Source organism: Pedobacter segetis (assembly GCF_016623585.1).
In the GTDB taxonomy this organism is placed as follows: Bacteria; Bacteroidota; Bacteroidia; order Sphingobacteriales; family Sphingobacteriaceae; genus Pseudopedobacter; species Pseudopedobacter segetis.
The window spans coordinates 38,830-61,392 of the sequence record NZ_JAEHFY010000001.1; the positions used below are offsets into that span (position 1 = coordinate 38,830).

The window sequence follows — 22,563 nt, forward strand, 5'->3', positions numbered from 1 at the left end:
GTTTTAAATTTAAGCAAATTACCGTTAATAGAAATTTGCCCTGTTATCTTTAATATTAGCTTTTTTCTTTAAAACTTCAAAAACCGCTGCGTCAACTTGCTGTGAGATAGCTTGTTCCATCTGTTCTTTTACTTTTAAAGTGTTGGCAAGCGGTGCCGGGCTTGTAAAACTTTTTACAGTATAAACATAAATTCCCCTATCGCCTTCTATTGGTTTAGAAACTTTATTAGGTTGTGCGCCAAAAACGCTACCGATCACTTTGTTTTCTTGCGCAACGCCCGGTATTACCGGATTCGCAAAAACAATGTTTTCTACCGGCACAACCTGTGCGCCCATTTTTTGAGCAATTTGTGCTAAACTTGTTGCGCCATTGGTGTTTTTCTCAAACTGGGCTTTTAAAACCTTAGCTTGTACCAGCCTTTTAACATCTGGTTCAATTTGTTTTTTTACATCCTCCAAAGATAGGGTTCCCTCTGGTTTAATTGCCGTTAAAACCGCAACTACGTATTTCTCGCCAATATCAAAAATCTCGTTAGAAACATCTCCTTTATCGGCTTTAAAGGCCCAGCGTACCAAGTTACGGGCATCATCTAAGCCGGGTAAAGAGCCTTGTATCGGCGTAACATCTGCCCCAACTAGTTTGTTTAACCCCTCTTTTTTAACGTTATCGTCAAACTGTTTTTCATTGCTCACATTGCTTAAGAAACTTTGTGCTTTTTGATAGGCCTCTTGCTCTGTTTTAGAGCTTGGGACCAAAGATTTATCAACAACTGCCACTTTAACAACTTTTGAGGAACCAATTTGCTTTTCAATTTCTATAACGTGAACCCCGTATTGAGTGGTAATTACCATTACTTGGCCCGTTGTACCATTAAATACCGCATCTTCAAACTTAGGTATCATTGCGCCTCTTGCAAATGTTCCTAAATCCCCGCCTTTATCCTTAGAGGCATCTGTTCCGTATTTAGCTGCCAGGGCGGCAAAATCAGCCCCGTTTTGGATCAGGTTCTTTAAAGAATCTGCTTTTGCTTTTGCTTTATCCATTCCCCCTTCTGTTGATGGGTTAAGTAAGATATGGCGGGCTTTAACAGAATCTGGACTTATCCTAGAATCGATAAGTTTGGCTACTTTGTAACTTCCGTTAGAAAAATAAGGCCCATAAACAAATCCTTTATTTGCGTTAAACATTACAGAATCTAAGGCTGGGTCCAATTGCCCTTTCTTTTGATAAACAATAGGTGTTTTAGTATCGGCATTAATGGCCACAAATAAAGAATCGTTTGTAGATGCTTTTAAACCTTCGGCAATTTTATCAATTTTTACCTTTGCGTCTAAAGTGTCTTGTTTAGATGGTGCTGCATCAAAAGCTACATAATCAAAAGTCCTGGTTTCGGTTGGGTTTTTGAATTTGTATTTGTTTTGCTCGTAGTATTCTTTATAATCTGCATCTGTAATGTTAACCTGTGCATCGGGCACACTCGCATATTCTTTAAAAACATATTCAAAGTTTACCAACTTATTACGGTTGTTGTAATCGTCCTTAGCATCTAGCGAGTTTACATAAACCCCGTTTTTAACCAAGTTGATGTATTTTTCATTAACACGTTGCTGCTGTACGTTGTCTTCTAATGCCACCCATTGTTGCTTTAACTGCCCGCTAGGGTCTGTATCTGCGCTTTTTCTAGAGTTTATAGCGGTAGATCTATCAAAAACCCCGGTTTGCGGGTTGCTAAAAATCTGTTTAACTTGTTGTGTGGGGTTATTGAATAACAGATCAAACAGTTCTTCTTCTCCAACGGTTAATCCTAATTTTTCTGTTTGTTTTTTTAAGATGATGGAAGAAACCGTCTGATTCCAAGTGTTTTCTACCACATAGCTTGTCATTTGGCTGTTCAAACTTCCCATTTGCTGTTTAAACTGTTGAGAGTTTTGATCTACACGTTGGTTAAAATCTTTATAAGATACAGACTCTCCTGCAACCTCTCCAACTTCTGTTCTAGAGTCTGAAATAAACCCTTGTCCGCTTCTAATCGCATCGCTTAATAAAAATGCTACAATTGCAACACCGATAGCAACCACAATGATTACCCCTGCTCGGTTACGCAAAAAACCCATTATACCCATACTGTATTTTTTATTTTTAGAGGGCGCAAGATACAAATTTACTTATGAAAGCTTAAAATTTTTGTAATCATATATAGGTAAGTTAATTAAGCTAATTTGTTTTTTAAACTTTATTGCAAAAAACCAAAACAAATAACCCCTTTAATTGCTCATAAAGTGTGAAAAAACCAACTTTTTTAACCGCACAGTGGCGAAAGCTGATTATGGCCAATTACCTTGTAGATGCAAAAGTTTTAAAAAAATATATCCCGCCGCATACACAATTAGATAGTTATAATGGCAAATATTACGTCAGCTTGATCGGCTTTATGTTTATGGATACCAGAATTAAGGGTTTTAAAATCCCCTTTCACATCAATTTTGAGGAGATAAACCTAAGGTTTTACGTGAAATATAACTCCGGAGAAAACCAGAAACGTGGTGCAGTATTTATTAGTGAGGTGGTTAGCAAGCCCATGATCGCTTTGGTTGCAAACACATTATTTCACGAACATTACGAGATATTGAAAACCAAACACTCTTGGGAAAGATTTGAGCATCATCAGAAAATCAGTTATCAGTTGAAAAAGAAGCAATGGTATGAGCTTTCTGTTTCAACAGGTTTAGAAGCCCGAAAAATCATCAGCGGAAGCGAAGAAGAATTTATTACCGAACATTATTTTGGCTATACCAAAGCTGGAAAAAACAAATCTTTAGCATACGATGTGGAACACCCAAGATGGGAGATTTACGATGTAAAAGATTTTACAATTAAAGCCGATTTTGAAGATCTATACGGGGCTGATTTTGGTTTTTTAAATCATGCCGAACCTAGTTCTGTGTTTTTGGTAGAGGGATCGGATGTTTTGATAAGGGATGGTAAAAAAATTTGATGGGATTGTTTAGTTTAGTGGTTCAAAACAGATTTATGAAAAACCTTTTGTTTTATACCTTCTTCATATTAAGTTCCCTAAATGTTTTTTGCCAAGAAGCAAAAAACGACAGGTACACGAGAAGAACGCTGTCCCAAGAATGGGAATTGGATCCTGCCGATAAAAAAGGGACTTTTAGGATCACTTCGTATAAACAAACTTATGTAACCGCCGGAAGATGGTCTAGCAGCCCAAACAAGCAACCTTATAGTGAAAACCCAGATTTTAGTGCCGCTAGCCCCGTAGATTATAATGCCAGGGAGGCCAAGTTTCAATTAAGCTTAAAAATTAAGGCCATACAAGGCTTGTTTTGGGGAAGTGCAGATGTTTGGGTAGCATATACCCAAAAAGCTCATTGGCAAATTTACAATACCAACATTTCTAGGGCTTTTAGAGAGCTAAATTATGAGCCAGAAGTGATATTGAATTTCCCTCTAGATCTAAATTTATTTGGCTTTAAGGTGAAAATGGCCGGTATCGCCTTCAATCATCAATCTAACGGAAAAGATCTGCCACTATCAAGAAGCTGGAACAGGATCATATTTAATACCGGTTTTGAGGGTAAGCATTGGCAATTGGCTTTGAGGCCATGGATCAGGTTAAAGGATGAAGAAGACGAAAATCCGTTGATCGTGAATTATATTGGAAAGGGCGAGGCGGTGGTTAGGTATGGTTTTAAAAAGCATCAATTCATGTTTCTTGCCACCAGCCCTTTCGATAATTGGAAGAGAGGGAGCTGTCAGTTAAACTATCTGTACCCTATAAGCGGGAAATTGAACGCCCAAATCCAATTGTTTAATGGTTACGGAGAAACCTTGGTAGATTATAATCACAAGCAGTTTACGGCAGGTTTGGGCATCTCTTTTTCTGAATGGTGATCAAGCAAAAGTTAAAACGCGATAAAGTGGTTTTATTGGACATAAATAGCCTTAACCATTAAAATGCCGCTTTTTTTCAATAACCATTTTGTGAACGGCAAAAAAATATCAGTTAATTTTTAATGTGTTAAAACACCTGCAAATAAAGCTTGCAAAAACGGATTTCAATAGGATGGCTATGGTTTGTTAGTCATTTCTTCCTTAACCGCATTATAAAACTCTGATTGCTTTTGGGTACCGATGATGTAAACCAAACCGTCTCTATCCACCAGTTTAAGTGCATCTTTACCGCCGGCATAAAACCTTATAGTCCCATTTCTGTGAAGGTTATAAACAGGGTTGTTCAAAAAGTAGCTGCTATACTTTATTTTTTCTATCTTTATGATACTGTTCAAATCAATTTTTACCAAACGGGTAGTCCATAATCCGTTTAGCACAACAGATTTATTGTTTACAATGGTACGATAATGGATCATGAACAACATAATAATGCTCACCACCAAAATCCCGCAACCAACTACCAACAACAAATCGCCGTTACGTTCACGGTTCTCTGTCCAGTAATAGGCCAAAAAGCAAAAAATCGCCATAACCATCCTTATGCTTATATAGTTATAATCCCTGCCCAGGTATTGGTTTTCGTGAAATGAGTATTGTTCTGACATTTTAAGGTTTCTCTACTTCGAAGATAATTATTTTTTTGGTGTTTGATCTAACTTTAAATCTATCATCGCCACGCAAACCGCAAACCCAAATAATTTTGCCATCACCATTTATTAAAATGGGGATGCTGGCTTTTTGTTTTACATTAACTTTCTGATTGATAAAAAAATCGCTGATTTTTTTTACGCCCTTCATCCCGAAGGGTTTAAAAACATCTCCTTGCTGCCAAAACCTAAGCTTTAAGGGGTAAACCAATAGGCTTTGATCTACAAAAATAGTGTTTTCATTACTTGTAAAAGAGCTTGGAAAAGCCGTTAATTTGTTTTGTTTAAAACGATAATTATCAAATTGAAAAGTAAGATCGCTTTCAAAAACAGCTAAATCTGACAAGTGTTTATTTTCAATTTTATGGATAATGATGTTTTCCCTATCAAGGATGATGTGGTGGGTATCAGAAAAAAACTGTTTGCCAGGGATGCCATTTAAAGCGTTGATCAAATCGGTTATTGAGGTTTCATTAAAGCTAAAATCTTTTAAAACCTCATAAAGCAAAAGTTTTTGGGGTTTTAAATTTTGTATCGCTTTTCTTTCTATTTGATAACCCCGATCATTTTTTATCAAAATATCCGCTTTGATTTTAGCAACCTCGCTATTTAAAAAAGCTTCTAGATCGCTAAAATATTTAAGATGATGATCAAAGGTTTTCGCCAACGAAGGGTTGATTTTTTCCATTTCGGGGATAATATCCATCCTGATCTTATTGCGGATGTACTTATTAGAGGCGTTAGAACTATCTTCTACAAAAGCCCAGTCGTTTTCTTTAACCAATTTCAAAATATCATCAGCTGTAAAGCAAAGCATAGGCCTTATAATGTTATTTCTATCGGCTTTAATGCCATGCAAACCTGCAATCCCGGTTCCCCTTATCAGATTGAGCAAAACGGTCTCCATAGCATCGTTTTGGTGTTGTGCAACGGCTATTTTTTTATAATCAAATCCTTTTCTGATTTCCTCAAAATAAGCATACCGTAAATCCCGGGCGGCCATTTGTGTGCTTATCTTGTTTTTTTCGGCAAATTTTTGGGTATCAAAAGATTTGAGGTGAAAATCGGTTTTTAGGGCCTTTGCCAAACTTCTTACAAATTCTTGGTCGCGGATCGTTTCTTGGCCGCGTAAATTAAAATTACAATGCGCAATACCAAAACTAAAACCAAGCGAACGGAACAAATGCACCATGGCAACAGAATCTTTGCCGCCACTAACCGCCAACAGAATTTTATCTGTTGGTTTAAACAGGGCGTTAGATTTGATAAATTCTTGTAGTTGCTTTTGTGCCGATAACATCAATCAAAATTAACCGTTTAAAATCGATAGCAAAAAACTAATTTTGCCAAGTGAAAAAATCTCTGCTGCTTTTATGTACAATTTGCTTTTCTGTAGCCGCAATGGCGCAACAGATTACGCAGGTCCAACTGTTAAAATCAGATTCTTTTATTGGCTTAAAACGTAACGGAGAAAACACCAATAAGGTAATTAACCCTGTTTTTCAGCAAGATAACGCTACTTTAACTTGTGATAGCGCTTATTTTTACCTTACCAAAAACAGTTTTGAAGCGTTTGGAAATGTGCACATCAACCAAGCAGACACCATTAACATTTATGCCGACCATTTGAATTATGATGGTAACACCAAATTGGCCATTTTAAAAAACAACGTAAGATTGACCGATAAAAATGCCGTTTTAACCACCAACGATCTTGATTATAACCTTGGTACAAAAATTGGCCAATATTATAACGGCGGTAAGATTGTTAATGATAAAAATACCCTAACCAGTAAAAACGGCTATTATTTTACCGATAACAAAGATGCTTATTTTAGATATAATGTAGAGGTAAAATCTCCGGATGTGCTGATAAAATCTGATACCCTAAAATACAATACCATTTCTAAAATTGCTTATTTCTTTGGCCCAACCAACATTTATGGCAAAACAGATACGCTTTATACAGAAAACGGGCAATACAACACCTCTAACGATAGGGCTGAATTTGGGAAAAACAACCTCTACACCCAAAACGCAAAAAGCCTAAAAGGAGACAGCCTTTTTTACGATGGAAAGGCAGGTTATGGAAGGGCCGTAAAAAACATTCTTTTTATTGATACCGCACAAAAAGTAGAATTGCGGGGCGATTTGGGCATTTATAAAAAGGCCGATGAAAGCATAACCGTTAGCAAAAATGCTTATACGGTTTTTATTACCGAAAAAGATTCTGTAACAAAAGATAGTATTTGGCTTACCGCCGATACCCTAAAGAGCAGGGTAATACGTAAAATGGATTTATATGCTTTGCAACAAGCAAACATTGAAAAAATCCCCTCTGTTAAATTAGATAGCATTGGCAACAAAGAGATTGAAAAAAAAATTGGAAATAATATAACCATCATTACCGATAGCGTGGTTAAAGACAGTTCTAAGCTAAAACCCGCAATTATCAAAAACAACAAAACAGATTCCCTTGCCGAGGCATCGGTTGTAAAACCAACAGAAAAACAAGAAAAAGCTAAAGCAAAGGAGGCAAAGCCAAAAAACAGTCGCCCAGAAGCAATTGATGTGGGCATTGTAACCAGGGCCCCAAATATTTCGGCAAAAATTGTGGAGGCAAAAATCGATAAAGAGAATAAATTGGGTTTGGTTGCTATTAAACCCCAAAATAAATCGGTGCCAAGGATATATGGTTTAGACTTGCCCCCAGAAGCAACCGATACGGCAAAGATCAGGATCGTGTTGGCTTACCATAAAGTTAAGATATTCAAATCTGATTTACAGGCAAAGGCCGATTCTGCGTTTTTTAGCTATGGCGATAGCACCATCAGGATTTATAAAAACCCTTTGGTTTGGGCACAAGGCAGCCAATTGAGCGCCGATACGATGTACATACAAATGAAGAACAAAAAGATCGACAATATGGACCTGATAAGGAAATCCATCATCGTAAATACCGATAAAGATTCTGTGAAGTTTAACCAAGTGGCGGGCAAAAACATGAAAGCCTATTTTAAAAACGATAAGCTGGAAGTTGTTTTTGTGAACGGGAATGCGGAAAGCATTTATTTCCCAAAAGATAGTTCGGGCAGTAACGGAATGATGCGTTCTATTACCTCAAAAATGCGCATCAATTTTGACAAGGATAGCGTGATGAGCATTGCATTTATCCGTAAGCCAGAACACACTTATTATCCCTTAGAAAAACTAACGGAAGAATTAAAAACGCTCCCCAACTTTAGCTGGAAACCTAAAGAAAGGCCTAAATCTAAGAACGAGATCATCCCGAATAAAAAAGTTTCTGCTACAAAACCCACTAAAAAGAAACCTTTGGAAGAAAAGCCCAAAGAAGACAAGCCTTTGTATAATGATAAGGTAAAACAGGCAAAGCCAGCTTATGAGCCTAAAAAAAAGGTTGATTAAGGGTTTAAAGCTTTAAAAGCTATTTTAAAAAGTAGGATTTTGCCTGTTATCCCAAAAATATAATATTATGATTTTGTCTCCTTCAACTTTATAAAAAAAAGATGTTTGTTTTGAGATTGCTGCTTTTCTAACATTTGGATTATCCTCAGAAGCTTTAAAAATAAAAGGCTGTTTAGAAATCGTTAATAATGTCGAATTAACACTTTTAAAGAACTTTGCTGCTTGCTTTGGACTCCAATTAGATTCTAGGTGGTTTAAAATTAGTTCGAAAATCTCTTCTGCCTCTTTAGTCCACGCTATATCCAAGCTCATAGATACTTTTCGTGTTTTTTCATAACCTCTTCATGAGGAGTTACCAAACCTTCTTTTGCCTGATTTAAACCTCTATATATGCCGTCCTTAACTTGCTTTGGCAACTCATCCCAAAAATCACGCTCTCGCTTAACAAATAAATTTTTTATTTCATTTAATAAAGAAACATCCTCAGTCTCTAAAAGCATTTTAGCTAATTCTATTTTTTGAGTTTGTAAGTCCATTACCAAATTTAAGGATTATTCTTAATATCCGAAATTGGAATAATTAATAGGCTCTCTATCACATTTCCCCTCAATTAAAATTCCCTAAAAATATATTTAAACTTATATTTGGCTCTCATAAATCGGCGTAAGCCAAAACAAAACAAACGATAATGCACAGAACACACACTTGCGGGGAACTAAGCCTCTCAAATTTAAACCAAGAAGTAGTTTTAAGTGGTTGGGTACAAAAATCTCGTGATTTAGGCGGCACCACTTTTATTGATGTTAGGGATAGGTATGGTTTAACGCAATTGGTGGTAAATACTGATGATGCTGCCGATCTACGAACCAAAGTAAAAGATTTAGGCCGTGAGTTTGTGATAAAAGTTACGGGAACTGTTGTAGAACGCTCTAATAAAAACCCAAAAATCCCTACCGGGGAAATAGAAATCAAGGTTTCTGATTTAGAGATCCTGAACGTTGCAAAACTGCCCCCTTTTATGATCGAGGATGAGACCGATGGCGGCGATGAACTGCGCATGAAATATCGTTACTTGGATTTACGCCGTAATCCGGTTCGTAACAACTTGATTTTACGACATAAAATGGCGCAAGAAATACGCAAATATTTAGATGCTCAAGGATTTCTAGAAGTAGAAACTCCGGTTCTCATTAAATCTACGCCGGAAGGTGCAAGAGATTTTGTGGTGCCAAGCCGTATGAACCCGGGTGAGTTTTATGCTTTGCCGCAATCGCCGCAAACTTTTAAGCAATTGCTGATGGTTTCTGGTTTTGACCGCTATTTCCAGATCGTAAAATGTTTTAGGGATGAAGATTTAAGAGCGGATAGACAACCTGAATTTACCCAGATTGATTGTGAAATGGCTTTTATTGAGCAAGAAGATATTTTAAATATGTTTGAGGGTTTAACCCGACATATGTTTAAAAACGTGAAAGGAATTGAGTTTGAAGATTTTCCAAGGATGCATTATGCCGATGCAATGCGCTTGTATGGCTCTGATAAACCAGACATTAGGTTTGGGATGGAGTTTGTGGAACTGAACGATATTGTAAAAGGTTTCGGGTTTCCGGTTTTTGATAATGCCGATTTTGTAGTTGGAATCAATGCAAAAGGTGCGGCTTCTTACACCCGCAAACAAATTGACGAGCTGACAGATTTTGTGAAAAAACCACAGATTGGTGCAACAGGCTTGATTTATATGCGCCACAATGAAGATGGGACTTTAAAATCTTCTGTTGATAAATTTTATAACGAAGAGCAATTACAAAAATGGTCGGTTGCGTTTAAAACCGAGCCCGGAGATTTAATCTTGATTTTAGCCGGTGCAAAAGAAAAAACCCGCAAACAATTGAACGAATTACGTTTAGAAATGGGAAACCGCTTAGGCTTGAGGGATAAAAATAAATTTGCGCCACTTTGGGTAATAGATTTCCCTTTGTTAGAGTGGGATGAAGAAACAGGGCGCTACCATGCTATGCACCATCCGTTTACTTCGCCAAAGCCAGAGGATATTGCGATGTTGGATACCAATCCTGGTGAAGTAAGAGCTAACGCTTACGATTTGGTAATCAACGGTACCGAGATTGGCGGTGGTTCTATCCGTATCCACGATAAAAAACTGCAATCTTTAATGTTTAAGCATTTAGGGTTTTCACCAGAAGAAGCTCAAAAGCAATTCGGTTTCTTGCTAGAAGCTTTTGAATATGGTGCGCCTCCGCATGGCGGTATCGCTTTCGGTTTTGATAGATTGGTTTCTATCTTAGCCGGTTTAGACAGTATCAGGGACGTTATCGCCTTCCCTAAAAATAATTCTGGCAGGGATGTGATGATTGATTCTCCTTCTACGATTGATGATAAACAGAAAAAGGAGTTGAGTATTGAGACTACAGTTTAGATTTGGGTATTGAGATGTGAGAATTGAGTTTCCTGCTGAATGATAAAATTAAGCCTAACCGATTTGGTGAGGCTTTTTTGTTTTAAAATTATTCTTATTGAGCAACAAAACTTACGGTTAGTGAACCTGTTCCAAATTTATCTACCAAATTATTTGGATCGTTTGGGCTAAGGGTTTTAGAAACGGTGATATGAACATCTACATCTTTACGGTTAGAGGTTAACGTAAGCGTTTGGTTTTGCCCTTTAATGTAATCTACATCTAAAATATAGCTTCCGCTAAAGTCTTTAAGCGTTTCTATATTTGTGCCAGAAAGTGTTAATAAAGCGGGGTTTCCGGTGTAAATCCCTGTAGAAGCTAAGATGTATAGTTTTATCTTTTCTTTGTTAGAATTAGCGTCTTTTTTACATGCCAGTAAAAATAAGATTGGCAATAAGAGTAATAGTTTTGTTTTCATAGAATAGATTTGAGTTTTTCAAAAATCAGAAAATATTTCAAATAAAAAAACCTTAGTTTTTTATTCTAAGGTTCTTAAAATATGAAGGTTTTCATATTAAATTTTCACTACCATTTTACCTTCGTTTTTGCCTTCAAACAAATCCATAAATGCTTGTGGGATATTTTCGAACCCTTCAACAACGGTTTCTGAATAAGTGATCTTACTTTCTTTTAGCCAAGTAGCCAATTGTTTAATTCCCTCAGGGAATTTATCGGCATAATTAGAAACAATGAAGCCTTGCATCAAAACGCTATTTTTAATTAAAATGGGTTGAGGCCGTGGGCCTGTTGGTATTTCTTCATCATTGTAAGATGCAATTGCGCCACAGGTTGGGATCCTCCCAAATTTATTGATGTTCATTAGAACGGCATCGGTAATTTCTCCTCCAACGTTATCAAAATAAACATCAACCCCATTTGGTGCAGCTTCTTTAATTGCTGCATTTATATCTTTTGTGGTTTTATAATTGATACCCTCATCAAACCCGAATTTAGATTTTAATATTTCTATCTTTTCATCTGTCCCTGCAATCCCAATCACTTTACAGCCCAAAATTTTACCAATTTGCCCAACTATACTTCCCACGGCCCCGGCCGCCCCAGAAACCACCAATGTTTCTCCTTTTTTTGGTTTCCCTATTTCTGTTAAACCGAAATAAGCAGTTAAACCTGTCATCCCTAAAACCCCTAAATACGCCGTTAAATCTGCGGCTTTATGATCTACTTTATTTAATCCTTTTGCATTAGCTATTTGGGTTTCTTTCCAAGCTAAATTTCCGGAAACAAAATCGCCTTTCTTAAAATCATTGTTTTTTGATCCTGTTACTTCTGCAATGATAACAGAAGTTATAGGTTTGCCAATTTCAAACGGTGGAATGTATGATTTAACATCGTTCATCCTACCTCTCAAATATGGATCAACAGAGACAAATTTTGTTTTTAACAAAAGTTCTCCGTCTTTTAATTCTGGAACTTCTTCTTCGCTAAATTTAAAGTTTTCTTTTGTTGGCTTAGCGCTTGGGCGGCTATTCAGTAATATTGTTTTAGTTTTCATGATATTTATTATTTGATGATTAATAGGTTCAAATACCTTACCATGATGTCTTAAAATAGAAATATCCCATGTTTTAAAACATAGGATATTTGTACGTTCTTGTTTTCCCATGGCTTCAGCCATGGGCTATGTGGTTTTATCTAATCGGCTTTTATCCCATATTTATCGGCATATTTTTTATACAATTGCTTTTGAACGTTGTTTAGATCAATCATTCTTCCTTGTATAAAAGCGCCTTCAATGTTATTTGTTCTCATATCCAAAGCATCGCCAGAAGAAATGATGATGTTTGCATCTTTGCCAGCTTCTAAAGTACCTGTTATGTTATCAATCCCTAAAATTTTTGCTGTGTTTGAAGTAATCAAAGCCAATGCTTCCTCTTTGCTCAAACCATAAGCTGCGGCTGTACCTGCCATAAACGGAAGGTTTCTTTCTTGCCAATAACCTTCAACGCTCATGGCGATCAATAAGCCTGCATCATGCAAAATTTTAGCGTTTTTATACGGGAGATAAACATCATCGTCATCATTATAGGGCAAAGAATGGCTTTGATACATGATAATCGGTACGTTATGTTCTTTTAAAAAAGGGGTAATCTCTACGGCTTCTTCTGCCCCTACCAAAACCGGGGCAATACCAAATTCTTGAAAGAATTTTACCGCCAAAATAATGTCCTTTTGCTTATCAACATTTACAAAAGCTTTTTTTGTGCCATTAAAGAGGCCTTTCATCGCATCAAATCTTGCGTTAAAAGTATTCGGTTTATCAACATCGGCGTAAGCTTTGGCTTCTTCAAAATAGATCTTTAAATCTGCCATTTGCTTTTGGTAACGTTGTTTTTGCTGCTCTTCTGTAAGCCCACCCGCTCTTCTGCCATATCTCAATGCAGAAGAAGGCCAATTAAAATGAACGGCAATATCTTTTTTATAGGCTGCATCTTCCCAATTCCATGCGTCTAATTGCACCACAGAAGATGTCCCAGAAACCAAACCGCCCTGTGGCGTTGGTTGTGAAAGTAAAATCCCGTTAGATCGTACGGTTGGGATAATCCTAGAATCTGTATTATAGGCAATTAAAGACCTTACGTGAGGATTAATTGTGCCTGTTTCTTCTGCATCTACCGTTGCCCTAACGGTTTCAATTTCTACCAAGCCCATCATATTTACAGGGGCAATAAAACCCGGATAAATCTGCTTGCCTTGCGCTTGCACCACCATTATATCTTGAGGTTGTGCATTGCCCTCTTTTACCGAGGTGATTTTACCATTAGAGAAAATAATAGTTCCGTTTTCAATTATTTTTCCGTTGCCAATATGGATGGTACCGCCAACAATGGCAATGGTTTGGCTTTGAGGTTTTGCCGGAGAAATGGTTGCTTGTGCAAATGTTGCAGTAGTAGCAAAACAGATGGCAAAGCATTGATATATCAGTTTTTTCATGTTTTTACTGTTTTAGAGCTGTAATTAATTAGAATGTATAACCGAGTAATCTTCTTCAATGGTATCACAAGTATTTAAACTTGGTTTTACATAAGATGGGCGTTGGGTTTTAGCACCTCCGTTTTTAGAGTCGATCATTTTTTGGATCAACCTAGCTTCATCGGCCTTCATCTCTTTTTGCTTTTGGGCATCTTTATCAAGATCCCAATATTTTACGCCATCAACAAAGGTTTTTTCTGCCTTAGCATAAATAGAAAGCGGGTTATCTGACCATAAGACCAAATCTGCATCTTTACCTACTTTTACACTGCCTACCTTATCATCTACATGAAGCATTTTTGCCGGGTTTAGCGTTACAAATTTGAAAGCTTCCTCTTCGCTAACGTTTCCATATTTTACCGCTTTTGCAGCTTCTTGGTTTAACCTTCTCGCCATCTCAGCATCGTCAGAATTAAAGGCTACCAATACGCCTTCATCATGCATAATTTTTCCGTTGTAAGGGATTGCATCCCAAACTTCCATTTTATAAGCCCACCAATCTGCAAAGGTAGAACCCGCAATACCGCGTTTTGCCATTTTATCGGCTACTTTATAGCCTTCTAAAATGTGGGTAAGGGTATTTATTTTAAAGCCCACAGAATCGGCAACATGCATTAACATATTAATTTCTGACTGTACGTAAGAATGGCAAGTGATGTGGCGGGTATCGTTTAAAATCTCTACCAGGGCATCTAATTCCAGATCTTTTCTTGGTTGGGTTAAACCCGATTTATTCTTTGCCGCATTATAAATAGCCCATTCTTTTTGATATTCTTTTGCCCTAGTAAAGGCATCCATATAAACCTGTTCTACGCCCATGCGGGTTTGAGGGAAACGGATGGTATTGTAATCGCCCCAATTACTTTGTTTTACGTTTTCTCCCAAGGCAAATTTGATAAAGCCCTCCCAGCCCGCAAACTTTAATTCTTCTGGCGTATGTCCCCAACGCAATTTTATCAATTGGGTTTGCCCACCAATTGGGTTTGCAGAACCGTGTAATATATGTGAAGTGGTTACTCCGCCCGCCAATTGTCTATAGATCTCGATGTCTTCAGAATTCAAGACATCCCCAATCCTAACCTCAGAAGTTACCGCTTGTGTGCCTTCGTTTACGCCTCTGCTTATCGCGATATGCGAGTGCTCATCTACAATCCCAGGGGTTAAATGTTTACCCGTTGCATCAATTACCGTGGCATTTCCCGCAGATAAGTTTTTACCAATAGCTTTTATCTTTCCCTTTTCGATCAGTACATCTGTATTTTTTACGATGCCTTCTTTTTCATTGGTCCAAACGGTGGCGTTTTTAAATAAAACAGTTTCTTGTTGTGGAATTTCTTTGTTGCCGTTTGCGGTAAACGGATAGATAATATCGCCCACTTTTAAGGGTGTTTTCTCTTCTTCCTTTTTCTCTTTTTCTTTAAACGGGGCGGTAAAAGTCGCGGTAAAATTAGATTGATTTCCGTCGCTGGTTAAAGCGTCTCCTTTTAAAACAATAGGGTCGTTTTTATCTAAATATCCCGTTAAGCGAATATCGCCGGCAGGCATTTTTTTTAAATCAAAAAAAGCACTAACCAAATCTCCATTACGGGTTAAATTTCCTTTTGTTTTAACGCTATCGGCCCCTGTTCTCTCGATATTTAGATCATAATTGCCAACGCTGCCGCCAATCTTCATTTTCAAATTGCCAACGCCTCCTATCGTTAAATCATACTCGCCACGCAAATCTTTTATATCCATTTGCGAAACGATATAGCGTTTCCCTTGCGTCCAGTTTTCATAAATGATATTCCCCTTTTTGAAGAGGGAATCTGAGGTGATCAAAAAGTTGGCTTCTTTTCCTTTAGTGATAGAACCTACCATAGCATCAATCCCCAACATTTTGGCGGGGATTTCTGTCAATGATTTCAAAGCCTGTTTTTCGCTCAAACCATTATCTATGGCCGTTTTCAATTTAGTCCAAAAATCTTTGCTGTTTTCTAAATCTGCCGAAGTAATGGCGAACTCTATCCCTGCTTTTTCTAACCTTGCAGGATTTGTGGGCGCCAATTCCCAATCTTTCATCTGGGCATAACTTACCGCTCTTGCATCTGCAGGGTCTTCTACATCATAAGCTTTGGGAAAATTGATTGGGATAATGAATTTTGCCCCTGTTGCTTTAATGGCATCAATTCTTTGATATTCATCTCCTCCAGACTTAAAAATATATTGTTTACCAAACTCTTTGGCAATTTTATTTGCCCTTAACACATCTTCCCAATCTCCAACTTCAAAAATTTGTGGGAGGTTTTGTTGATCGTTAAATTCTTTTAGAGAAATATTATATTCTTTATTTTGGTTCTTATACCAAGCCGCATCTAAATAGGTTTGGCGGATCAATGCGATTGCGCCCATTAAAGAGCTGGGATAATCGGTTTTTGCGGTTCCCTTGTTAAAAGAATAATTTGCAGCGGTTTCTCCTTTTAAAACCACCAAGTTGGTGCTTTCATTGTTTAAGGTAACCGCTACAGAGGTTCCTCTGGCTATGCCATCGGTAATTATCGTATTTACTGTACCAAAGCCGTTTTTCTTTAGCTCTTCTGCTTTTTTTGCATCAACACTAAAAATGGTATTTGCATGCATTTCGGGCCTTATAGCTTCGTTCCAACTGTATGCACCGCTTTTTGTGGATGTAAAAATGGGCGTACTCCCCCTAAAGCTGAAACTTTGCTTAGGGCTTTCTGGTAAACCATAAGTAGAAAAAGCATCTACCAAAGATGGATAAATGTATTTTCCTTTTAGATCGATAACCACATATCCTTTAGGGATGGTAATGCCGCTGCCAACATTTTCGATTTTATTGTTTTTAATCAATAATGTGCCGTTGTTAATGGCTTTATCGGCATTAACAACTATAGTTGCATTGGTAAAAGCAAATTGGCCGGTGCGGTAATCCGCAGAACCATTTACGGGGTATGTTTCTTGTGCATTTATAAAGAAACTACATCCAAAAAGAAGAAGAAAGAGTAATATTTTTTTCATACAAAAGGGTTTAATCTCTAAATTTAATGAGTTTAGATTAAAATGTTTAATCCCCATTGTAATTTTTTTGTGCGATAATAAAATCTAAACGCTCATCAATGCCGTAATTGCCAATATAGTGTTAATAATAATATCAATATTTTGATAATTTTTGAGTGTTGTTGAGTGGAGCGGCTTGTAATTTTACGAGCCGCTTTTTTTGTGATATAATTTTAAGATTAAACCGTTTTAACAGATAAAAGTCTATGCTTTAAAAAATAAGTATGTATAAATTTAAGATCATTTTATTTTCGATATTAATATTTTGCTTTTTTTCTTCATTTAACGGTGTGCAAAAAAGCCGCCCCCTTTTAGAAAACAACAAAATGTATTTCCCTCCAAAAAATTCTAATGATTGGGAAAAAATTAGCCCTAAATCATTAAACTGGGACGAAGAAGAATTAAACAGGCTATATCCTTATTTAGAAAGTAAACATACCAACGCTTTTATTATCTTAAAAAACGGAAAGATGGTATGCGAAAAGTATTTTGGGAATTTTACCGATAAAAGTTTTTGGTATTGGGCTTCTGCGGGCAAAACTGTTACCGGGCTTTTGGTTGGTATTGCACAAAGCGAAGGCTTGCTTAACATCAACCATAAAACCTCTGATTATTTAGGTGAGGGTTGGACGGCAGCCCCAATTGAAAAAGAGAATCTCATTACTATAAAGGATCAGCTATCAATGACAACCGGGCTAGATGACAGCGAGGCAGAGATACAGTGCACACAGCCCAGTTGTTTTCAATACAAAACAGATGCGGGTACTAGATGGTCCTATAATACCGCAACATATACCGTTTTAGATCGGGTTATAGAAAAAGCAAGTGGTAAATCTTTTAATGATTATTTTAACGCTAGAATAAAAAATAAAATTGGGATGATCGGTTTCTGGAAAACAACAAAAACCAACAACAATGTATTATTTAGTGATGCAAGAAGCATGGCTAGGTTTGGATTGTTATTATTGAATAAAGGTAAATGGGGCGAGAATTATATTCTAAAAGATGAAAATTATTTTAATGCCCAAATAAATAGTTCGCAAGGCATAAACCCTAGCTATGGTTATCTAACCTGGCTAAATGGTAAAAACGGATATATGTTGCCTACATCGCAAAGAAAATTTAGCGATTATTTAATTCCAAATGCACCAGCAGACCTTTTTGCCGCTTTGGGAAAAAATGATCAAAAAATTTATGTGGTGCCTTCGCAAAACTTAGTGGTTATTAGAATGGGAGAAAAATCTGGTAATTCACACGCTGCTCTTTCTAATTTTGATAACGAATTGTGGGGAAAGTTGAAGCAAATAATTAAATATTAAAAAAATAGTTGGTTATATATGCCTTTTTATTTGTGCTATATTTGTTAAAAAATAAATATCATGTACACAGGATTACTGCATTTACATTCCTTTTTAAGATACGTTGTCTTAATATTGGTTCTTTTATCAATCTTTCAGGCTTTTGCTGCTGGCAATAAACCATATACCCCCGCAAATAAAAAAGTGAATTTATTTGCGCTCATTTCTGCACATACCCAATTACTTATCGGTTTGGTTTTATATTTCATTAGCCCAAATGTTAATTTTTCTGACATGAGCAATCCAACTACAAGGTATTGGACGGTAGAACACATTACCATGATGGTTTTAGCTATCGTACTGATTACCATTGGCTACTCAAAATCTAAAAAAGCGGTCGAACCAAAAGCAAAGCACCGAGCTATTTATATCTATTACACCCTTGCAATAGTAATTGTGTTGCTGGCAATTTTAACCATGAAGGGCAGGCCAATGTGGAATATTTAAAGATTTCTCTAATTATTTCAATAAAAAAATTTCAAAAACCGATATTCTTTATATTTTTGCTTCGCAATGAAAATCAAAATAAATACAAAAAGATGGTGGTGGCACAATAAAAATGTAGCCTCGGTAGCTTTATTTGTATCTTAAAAAGAATTTAATCCAAACCCAAACAAATATGACCCGACGCTTCAACCCGTTGGGTTTTTTTATGAGTTAGATTTGATAATTAATAGCTATGAAAAATTTTAATTTAGACGTTTCTTTTAAAAAATTATTGGCAGATACCACCACGCCGGTAAGCATTTATTTGCGCTTACGCGATGTTTTTCCCAATAGCCTGTTGTTAGAAAGCTCTGATTACCACAGCAGGGAAAACAGCATGAGCTATGTATGTTGCGAGCCGATTGCGGGTATCGTTCTAGAAAACAAACAACTAAAAAAATCTTTCCCCGATGGTTCTAAAGAGGTTTTATCTGAAGAAGGATTTACTTTAAGCGATGAGGTTTACAACTTTAGAAAAAGCTTTAGCAGCAATGCCGATACCGGTTTAAAATTTATTGCCGATGGTTTATTTGGCTATTTTACCCATGAAGCGGTAGAGTATTTTGAAGACATTAAACTAAAAGAAACCGAACAGAACGAAAGGGAGATACCAACTTTTCAATATCACGTTTACAAGTATGTTATTGCGATAGACCATTTTAAGAACGAGCTTTACATTGTTAAAAACACCACAGAATTTGACCAAGAAGAAAGCGGATTGGAGAAAATAGAATACCTTATCCAAAACAAAAACTTTCCAGAATATCATTTTACCCTTAAGGGCGATGAAACCTCAAACCTAAAAGACGAAGAATTTATCTCTTTAGTAGAGAAAATGAAAACGCATATTTTTAGAGGCGATGTTTTTCAAATTGTGCCTTCTAGAGCCTTTCAAACAGCTTTTATTGGCGATGAATTTAATGTTTATAGGGCGTTGCGCTCCATAAACCCATCTCCTTATCTTTTCTACTTTGATTATGGAAATTTTAAAATTTTTGGGTCTTCGCCAGAGGCCCAATTAACGATCAAAAACAAAGTGGCTTCCATTTATCCGATAGCGGGCACTTTTAAAAGATCCGGCAATGATATCCAAGATAAAGCCATCGCCGAAAGGCTAGAAAACGACCCCAAGGAATCTGCAGAACACGTAATGTTGGTAGATCTGGCAAGGAACGATCTAAGCAGGCATTGCATAAACGTAGAGGTTAAAGCTTACAAAGAGGTACAATTTTATTCTCATTTGATCCATTTGGTTTCTAAGGTGAGCGGCGAGCTGAAAGATGGTGTAAATCCGTTTAAAATTGTTGCAGACACCTTCCCGGCAGGTACTTTAAGCGGTGCGCCAAAATATAGGGCAATGGAACTGATCGATGGATACGAAAACATAAAGCGCAGTTTTTATAGCGGCGCAATAGGTTTTATGGGGTTTAACGGAGATTTTAACCACGCCATCATGATCCGTTCTTTTTTAAGCAAAAACAACAAGTTACATTACCAGGCGGGTGCGGGTATTGTTGCCGGCTCCGATCCACAATCTGAACTAAACGAAGTAAACCATAAAATAGCCGCATTAAGAAACGCATTGAAACAAGCACAAGAAATATGAGGAAAGATGTGAGGTTTTTGGTTTAGGGTTTAAGGTTTGATAAAACTTATAATAAATTCTGCAAAACCCTTAACCATGTACCTTTAACCTAAAACCTTAACAAAATGAAAATACTAGTCATAGATAATTACGACTCTTTTACCTATAACCTTGTCCATTTATTAAACGAGTTGGGCCAAGATGCCACGGTTTGGAGAAACGATAAATTTAAGATCGAAGAGATCGAACAATTCGATAAAATATTGTTATCGCCCGGGCCGGGGATACCTTCTGAAGCGGGCTTGCTTTTAGAGGTGATTAAAAAATACGCAAACACAAAAAGTATTTTGGGCGTTTGCTTGGGGCAACAAGCCATTGCAGAAGTTTTTGGCGGCGAGCTTTATAATTTAGAAAAACCCGTACACGGTACGGCTACTAAGTTGATGATTACCGATACCGATGAGATTTTATTCAAAGGTTTAAAAACTGGTTTTGAGGTTGGCCGGTACCATTCTTGGGCGGTAAAACCAGATAATTTACCCGCTGAACTATTGGTTACAGCTACAGATGAAAAAGGCGTAATGATGGCTTTAAGACACAAAACTTTAGATGTTAGAGGTGTGCAGTTTCATCCAGAGTCTGTGTTAACTGCGTTTGGAAAAGAAATAATCGGGAATTGGCTTTTTAATAAGTAAAAGATGTGTAAGCTGAAAAATGAATATCTTTGATAATGGATAGAGTTTATTTAGACACCTCTGTTTTTGGGGGTTATTTTGAGCCAGAGTTTGAATTATACACTAAAATTTTATTCGATAAAATTATCAACGGAAAATTAAAAATAATTTATTCTCGCTTAACAGATATAGAATTAAATCCTGCACCATCTAAGGTTAGAGATTTGGTAAAAATCATTCCTAAACAATCAATGGAGGTTATTGAAACTTCACAAGCGGCTTTAGAACTTGCTAGTATATATACAAGAAAAAGTGGTGGGCAAAACTAGCCTTTCTGATTGTATTCACATCGCATTAGCCACCTTAACAAATGCTGATGTTTTGGTAAGCTGGAATTTTAAACATATGGTAAACGTTCATAGAATTAGGGGCTATAATTCTGTCAACTATAAGTTTGGACATAAGATGTTGGAAATTCGCACACCTAGAGAAATTTTAGAATATGATGAAAATGGAAACTAAGAAAACAGAAGAAAAATCTCTTTTAATCGAATTAAGAGAGATTAGAAATAAATTAAATGATGATATGAAAGATATGTCTTTAGAGCAAATTGCCGCGTTTTTAAAAAACAAAGAAACACTTCATAAAAAAGGCTTTTGGGCTAAATAATCATCTATTTTAAGCGTTCAGGCATCCAAAAATGAACATCCTAGATAAAATAATTGCCCGTAAGAAAGAAGAGGTTGCATCGGCGAAAGCCAAAAAAACCATTGCAGAATTAGAAAGCAGTTTTTCTTTTGAGAGACAAACTTATGCTTTAAAAGATTTCTTAACCGACCCTTCTAAAACTGGAATCATTGCAGAATTTAAAAGAAAATCTCCTTCTAAGGGAATCATCAACGATAAACTTTCTGTACAAGAAGTAACTACGGGCTATGCTGCTGCGGGTGCTTCGGCATTGTCTGTTTTAACCGACCGTGATTTTTTTATGGGGCATGATGATGATTTGATCGCGGCAAGGAAAGTTAACGAAATCCCGATCTTAAGAAAGGATTTTATGATCGATGAATATCAAATTATTGAGGCCAAGGCTTTAGGTGCCGATATTGTTTTGTTGATTGCCGCTTGCTTAACGCCAGCTGAAATACGGGGTTTTGCAAAATTGGCTAAATCTTTAGGATTAAGCACTTTATTAGAAGTGCACAACAAAGAAGAATTAAACAGAAGCTTAAATCCTTACCTTGATGTAATTGGTATAAATAATAGAAATTTAAAAGATTTTACGGTTAGCATAGAAACGTCCTTATCACTGGCAGAGATTATCCCAAAAGAATTTTTAAAGATTTCTGAAAGTGCCATCAGCAATATAGAAACTATAAAAACATTGAAAAAAGCAGGTTTCAATGGTTTTTTAATAGGCGAGAATTTTATGAAGACCGATAACCCGGGAAAAGCGATGACCGAGTTTGTGAAAGGGATTTAGTATGATTAACTAAGAAAAAAGCTAAAGGCCATTTTATTCTTTAAAAATATCCCCCAGATAACGTTTTCGGGCTTGGCATTATCGGTTTTATTTAGTTCTCTGCCTAAAAAATAATTTACATACCTGTCGGCTTCCTTAAAATAAAACAAATCTGCTTTATCAACTTCAGTAATTACTATTTCAAAGTTTGGATATTTCTCATCAATCAATTCGGCAATTTCGTCTTTAAGTTGCCAGTACGAAAATTGGTAGCTTACAAGAAATGTATTGCCAAAAACTTTCACAGAGTTTGCAGGGAACTTGCGCTTAATTTTATCTAATGAGAATGTGTAGTCTGTAACGTTTTTGGGCTTGGCGAAGGTGGGGTTTAAAAAGTGCTAAAGTTAAAATTTAGAACAAAAGTTTATAC

General features: G+C 36.6%; 22 protein-coding genes. 12 read left to right on the plus strand and 10 right to left on the minus strand.

The genetic code is table 11. From position 1 onward, the window contains the following. Nucleotides 1-24: 24 nt before the first annotated feature. Nucleotides 25-2,124, minus strand: a complete 2,100-nt coding sequence (locus I5M32_RS00165; RefSeq protein ID WP_200583652.1) for a peptidylprolyl isomerase — start codon at nucleotides 2,122-2,124, stop codon at nucleotides 25-27. A gap of 158 nt (nucleotides 2,125-2,282) precedes the next feature. On the opposite strand from I5M32_RS00165, the gene I5M32_RS00170 reads away from it, so the two are divergent. Both I5M32_RS00170 and I5M32_RS00175 read left to right on the plus strand, forming a co-directional pair. Then, nucleotides 2,283-2,996, plus strand: coding sequence for a YqjF family protein (locus I5M32_RS00170; RefSeq protein WP_317193074.1), 714 nt, complete (start codon nucleotides 2,283-2,285; stop codon nucleotides 2,994-2,996). Nucleotides 2,997-3,031: 35 nt separating this feature from the next. Continuing rightward, complete coding sequence (locus tag I5M32_RS00175) at nucleotides 3,032-3,913, plus strand: phospholipase A (RefSeq protein ID WP_200583655.1); 882 nt, start codon at nucleotides 3,032-3,034, stop codon at nucleotides 3,911-3,913. A gap of 176 nt (nucleotides 3,914-4,089) precedes the next feature. Here the strand turns inward: I5M32_RS00175 and I5M32_RS00180 are convergent, their stop codons facing one another. Both I5M32_RS00180 and tilS read right to left on the minus strand, forming a co-directional pair. Beyond that, the gene (locus tag I5M32_RS00180) at nucleotides 4,090-4,578 is read right to left on the minus strand and encodes a hypothetical protein (RefSeq protein WP_200583657.1); all 489 of its coding nucleotides are present in this window, start codon (nucleotides 4,576-4,578) and stop codon (nucleotides 4,090-4,092) included. Between the two features lies 1 nt (nucleotide 4,579). Further along, nucleotides 4,580-5,920 carry a tRNA lysidine(34) synthetase TilS gene (gene tilS, locus I5M32_RS00185; protein ID WP_200583659.1) on the minus strand — a complete coding sequence of 447 codons (1,341 nt, stop codon included), beginning with the start codon at nucleotides 5,918-5,920 and terminating at the stop codon, nucleotides 4,580-4,582. A 50-nt stretch (nucleotides 5,921-5,970) separates the two neighbouring features. On the opposite strand from tilS, the gene I5M32_RS00190 reads away from it, so the two are divergent. Further along, on the plus strand, nucleotides 5,971-8,046 hold the full coding sequence (locus I5M32_RS00190; RefSeq protein WP_317193075.1) for an OstA-like protein: 2,076 nt from the start codon (nucleotides 5,971-5,973) through the stop codon (nucleotides 8,044-8,046). A 24-nt stretch (nucleotides 8,047-8,070) separates the two neighbouring features. On the opposite strand, the gene I5M32_RS00195 is transcribed toward I5M32_RS00190, so the two are convergent. Together I5M32_RS00195 and I5M32_RS00200 are read right to left on the minus strand one after the other, a co-directional pair. Beyond that, nucleotides 8,071-8,358 carry a type II toxin-antitoxin system RelE/ParE family toxin gene (locus tag I5M32_RS00195; protein WP_200583662.1) on the minus strand — a complete coding sequence of 96 codons (288 nt, stop codon included), beginning with the start codon at nucleotides 8,356-8,358 and terminating at the stop codon, nucleotides 8,071-8,073. Continuing rightward, complete coding sequence (locus I5M32_RS00200; RefSeq protein ID WP_200583664.1) at nucleotides 8,355-8,582, minus strand: hypothetical protein; 228 nt, start codon at nucleotides 8,580-8,582, stop codon at nucleotides 8,355-8,357. Before I5M32_RS00200 ends, I5M32_RS00195 begins: the two co-directional genes overlap by 4 nt. Before the next feature lie 152 nt (nucleotides 8,583-8,734). Between I5M32_RS00200 and aspS the strand changes: the two genes are divergently transcribed. Then, nucleotides 8,735-10,480, plus strand: a complete 1,746-nt coding sequence (gene aspS, locus I5M32_RS00205; RefSeq protein WP_200583665.1) for an aspartate--tRNA ligase — start codon at nucleotides 8,735-8,737, stop codon at nucleotides 10,478-10,480. A gap of 94 nt (nucleotides 10,481-10,574) precedes the next feature. Here aspS and I5M32_RS00210 read toward each other — a convergent pair whose 3' ends face one another. From I5M32_RS00210 to I5M32_RS00225, 4 genes are all read right to left on the minus strand, one after another. Next, entirely contained in the window at nucleotides 10,575-10,937 is a 363-nt protein-coding gene (locus I5M32_RS00210) for a hypothetical protein (protein ID WP_200583668.1), read from the minus strand. A gap of 96 nt (nucleotides 10,938-11,033) precedes the next feature. Then, on the minus strand, nucleotides 11,034-12,032 hold the full coding sequence (locus tag I5M32_RS00215; RefSeq protein WP_200583671.1) for an NADP-dependent oxidoreductase: 999 nt from the start codon (nucleotides 12,030-12,032) through the stop codon (nucleotides 11,034-11,036). Between the two features lie 140 nt (nucleotides 12,033-12,172). Next, the gene (locus tag I5M32_RS00220; RefSeq protein ID WP_200583674.1) at nucleotides 12,173-13,471 is read right to left on the minus strand and encodes an amidohydrolase family protein; all 1,299 of its coding nucleotides are present in this window, start codon (nucleotides 13,469-13,471) and stop codon (nucleotides 12,173-12,175) included. Nucleotides 13,472-13,495: 24 nt separating this feature from the next. Then, on the minus strand, nucleotides 13,496-16,528 hold the full coding sequence (locus I5M32_RS00225) for an amidohydrolase family protein (protein WP_200583676.1): 3,033 nt from the start codon (nucleotides 16,526-16,528) through the stop codon (nucleotides 13,496-13,498). A gap of 365 nt (nucleotides 16,529-16,893) precedes the next feature. Between I5M32_RS00225 and I5M32_RS00230 the strand changes: the two genes are divergently transcribed. The 8 genes from I5M32_RS00230 to trpC all read left to right on the plus strand — a co-directional run bounded on the left by I5M32_RS00230 (nucleotide 16,894) and on the right by trpC (nucleotide 22,154). Continuing rightward, a complete protein-coding gene (locus I5M32_RS00230) occupies nucleotides 16,894-17,886 on the plus strand; it encodes a serine hydrolase domain-containing protein (RefSeq protein WP_200583679.1) in 993 nt (330 codons plus the stop codon). 60 nt (nucleotides 17,887-17,946) lie between these two features. Then, nucleotides 17,947-18,372, plus strand: a complete 426-nt coding sequence (locus I5M32_RS00235; protein WP_200583682.1) for a cytochrome B — start codon at nucleotides 17,947-17,949, stop codon at nucleotides 18,370-18,372. A gap of 232 nt (nucleotides 18,373-18,604) precedes the next feature. Continuing rightward, nucleotides 18,605-20,017, plus strand: coding sequence for an anthranilate synthase component I family protein (locus I5M32_RS00240; protein ID WP_200583684.1), 1,413 nt, complete (start codon nucleotides 18,605-18,607; stop codon nucleotides 20,015-20,017). 104 nt (nucleotides 20,018-20,121) lie between these two features. Further along, nucleotides 20,122-20,691, plus strand: a complete 570-nt coding sequence (locus I5M32_RS00245) for an anthranilate synthase component II (RefSeq protein WP_200583686.1) — start codon at nucleotides 20,122-20,124, stop codon at nucleotides 20,689-20,691. Nucleotides 20,692-20,726: 35 nt separating this feature from the next. Further along, on the plus strand, nucleotides 20,727-20,999 hold the full coding sequence (locus I5M32_RS00250; RefSeq protein WP_200583687.1) for a PIN domain-containing protein: 273 nt from the start codon (nucleotides 20,727-20,729) through the stop codon (nucleotides 20,997-20,999). Beyond that, complete coding sequence (locus I5M32_RS00255; protein ID WP_200583689.1) at nucleotides 20,986-21,192, plus strand: PIN domain-containing protein; 207 nt, start codon at nucleotides 20,986-20,988, stop codon at nucleotides 21,190-21,192. The genes I5M32_RS00250 and I5M32_RS00255 overlap by 14 nt, the downstream gene beginning before the upstream one ends. Continuing rightward, nucleotides 21,182-21,340, plus strand: a complete 159-nt coding sequence (locus I5M32_RS00260; RefSeq protein ID WP_200583691.1) for a hypothetical protein — start codon at nucleotides 21,182-21,184, stop codon at nucleotides 21,338-21,340. The genes I5M32_RS00255 and I5M32_RS00260 overlap by 11 nt, the downstream gene beginning before the upstream one ends. 31 nt (nucleotides 21,341-21,371) lie before the next feature. Further along, nucleotides 21,372-22,154: an indole-3-glycerol phosphate synthase TrpC gene (gene trpC, locus I5M32_RS00265; RefSeq protein WP_200583693.1), complete on the plus strand. Its 783-nt coding sequence runs from the start codon at nucleotides 21,372-21,374 to the stop codon at nucleotides 22,152-22,154. 5 nt (nucleotides 22,155-22,159) lie between these two features. On the opposite strand, the gene I5M32_RS00270 is transcribed toward trpC, so the two are convergent. Beyond that, complete coding sequence (locus I5M32_RS00270) at nucleotides 22,160-22,438, minus strand: hypothetical protein (RefSeq protein WP_200583695.1); 279 nt, start codon at nucleotides 22,436-22,438, stop codon at nucleotides 22,160-22,162. Nucleotides 22,439-22,563 lie beyond the last annotated feature (125 nt).

What these genes read in the sequence shown, in the direction of transcription:
- trpC (WP_200583693.1), top strand. Translation starts at nt 21,372, where the DNA reads ATGAACATCCTAGATAAAATAATTGCCCGTAAGAAAGAAGAGGTTGCA.
- I5M32_RS00215 (WP_200583671.1), bottom strand. Translation starts at nt 12,032, where the DNA reads ATGAAAACTAAAACAATATTACTGAATAGCCGCCCAAGCGCTAAGCCA.
- I5M32_RS00250 (WP_200583687.1), top strand. Translation starts at nt 20,727, where the DNA reads ATGGATAGAGTTTATTTAGACACCTCTGTTTTTGGGGGTTATTTTGAG.
- I5M32_RS00210 (WP_200583668.1), bottom strand. Translation starts at nt 10,937, where the DNA reads ATGAAAACAAAACTATTACTCTTATTGCCAATCTTATTTTTACTGGCA.
- tilS (WP_200583659.1), bottom strand. Translation starts at nt 5,920, where the DNA reads ATGTTATCGGCACAAAAGCAACTACAAGAATTTATCAAATCTAACGCC.
- I5M32_RS00180 (WP_200583657.1), bottom strand. Translation starts at nt 4,578, where the DNA reads ATGTCAGAACAATACTCATTTCACGAAAACCAATACCTGGGCAGGGAT.
- aspS (WP_200583665.1), top strand. Translation starts at nt 8,735, where the DNA reads ATGCACAGAACACACACTTGCGGGGAACTAAGCCTCTCAAATTTAAAC.
- I5M32_RS00240 (WP_200583684.1), top strand. Translation starts at nt 18,605, where the DNA reads ATGAAAAATTTTAATTTAGACGTTTCTTTTAAAAAATTATTGGCAGAT.
- I5M32_RS00175 (WP_200583655.1), top strand. Translation starts at nt 3,032, where the DNA reads ATGAAAAACCTTTTGTTTTATACCTTCTTCATATTAAGTTCCCTAAAT.
- I5M32_RS00195 (WP_200583662.1), bottom strand. Translation starts at nt 8,358, where the DNA reads ATGAGCTTGGATATAGCGTGGACTAAAGAGGCAGAAGAGATTTTCGAA.
- I5M32_RS00200 (WP_200583664.1), bottom strand. Translation starts at nt 8,582, where the DNA reads ATGGACTTACAAACTCAAAAAATAGAATTAGCTAAAATGCTTTTAGAG.
- I5M32_RS00165 (WP_200583652.1), bottom strand. Translation starts at nt 2,124, where the DNA reads ATGGGTATAATGGGTTTTTTGCGTAACCGAGCAGGGGTAATCATTGTG.
- I5M32_RS00260 (WP_200583691.1), top strand. Translation starts at nt 21,182, where the DNA reads ATGGAAACTAAGAAAACAGAAGAAAAATCTCTTTTAATCGAATTAAGA.
- I5M32_RS00245 (WP_200583686.1), top strand. Translation starts at nt 20,122, where the DNA reads ATGAAAATACTAGTCATAGATAATTACGACTCTTTTACCTATAACCTT.
- I5M32_RS00230 (WP_200583679.1), top strand. Translation starts at nt 16,894, where the DNA reads ATGTATTTCCCTCCAAAAAATTCTAATGATTGGGAAAAAATTAGCCCT.
- I5M32_RS00235 (WP_200583682.1), top strand. Translation starts at nt 17,947, where the DNA reads ATGTACACAGGATTACTGCATTTACATTCCTTTTTAAGATACGTTGTC.
- I5M32_RS00220 (WP_200583674.1), bottom strand. Translation starts at nt 13,471, where the DNA reads ATGAAAAAACTGATATATCAATGCTTTGCCATCTGTTTTGCTACTACT.
- I5M32_RS00225 (WP_200583676.1), bottom strand. Translation starts at nt 16,528, where the DNA reads ATGAAAAAAATATTACTCTTTCTTCTTCTTTTTGGATGTAGTTTCTTT.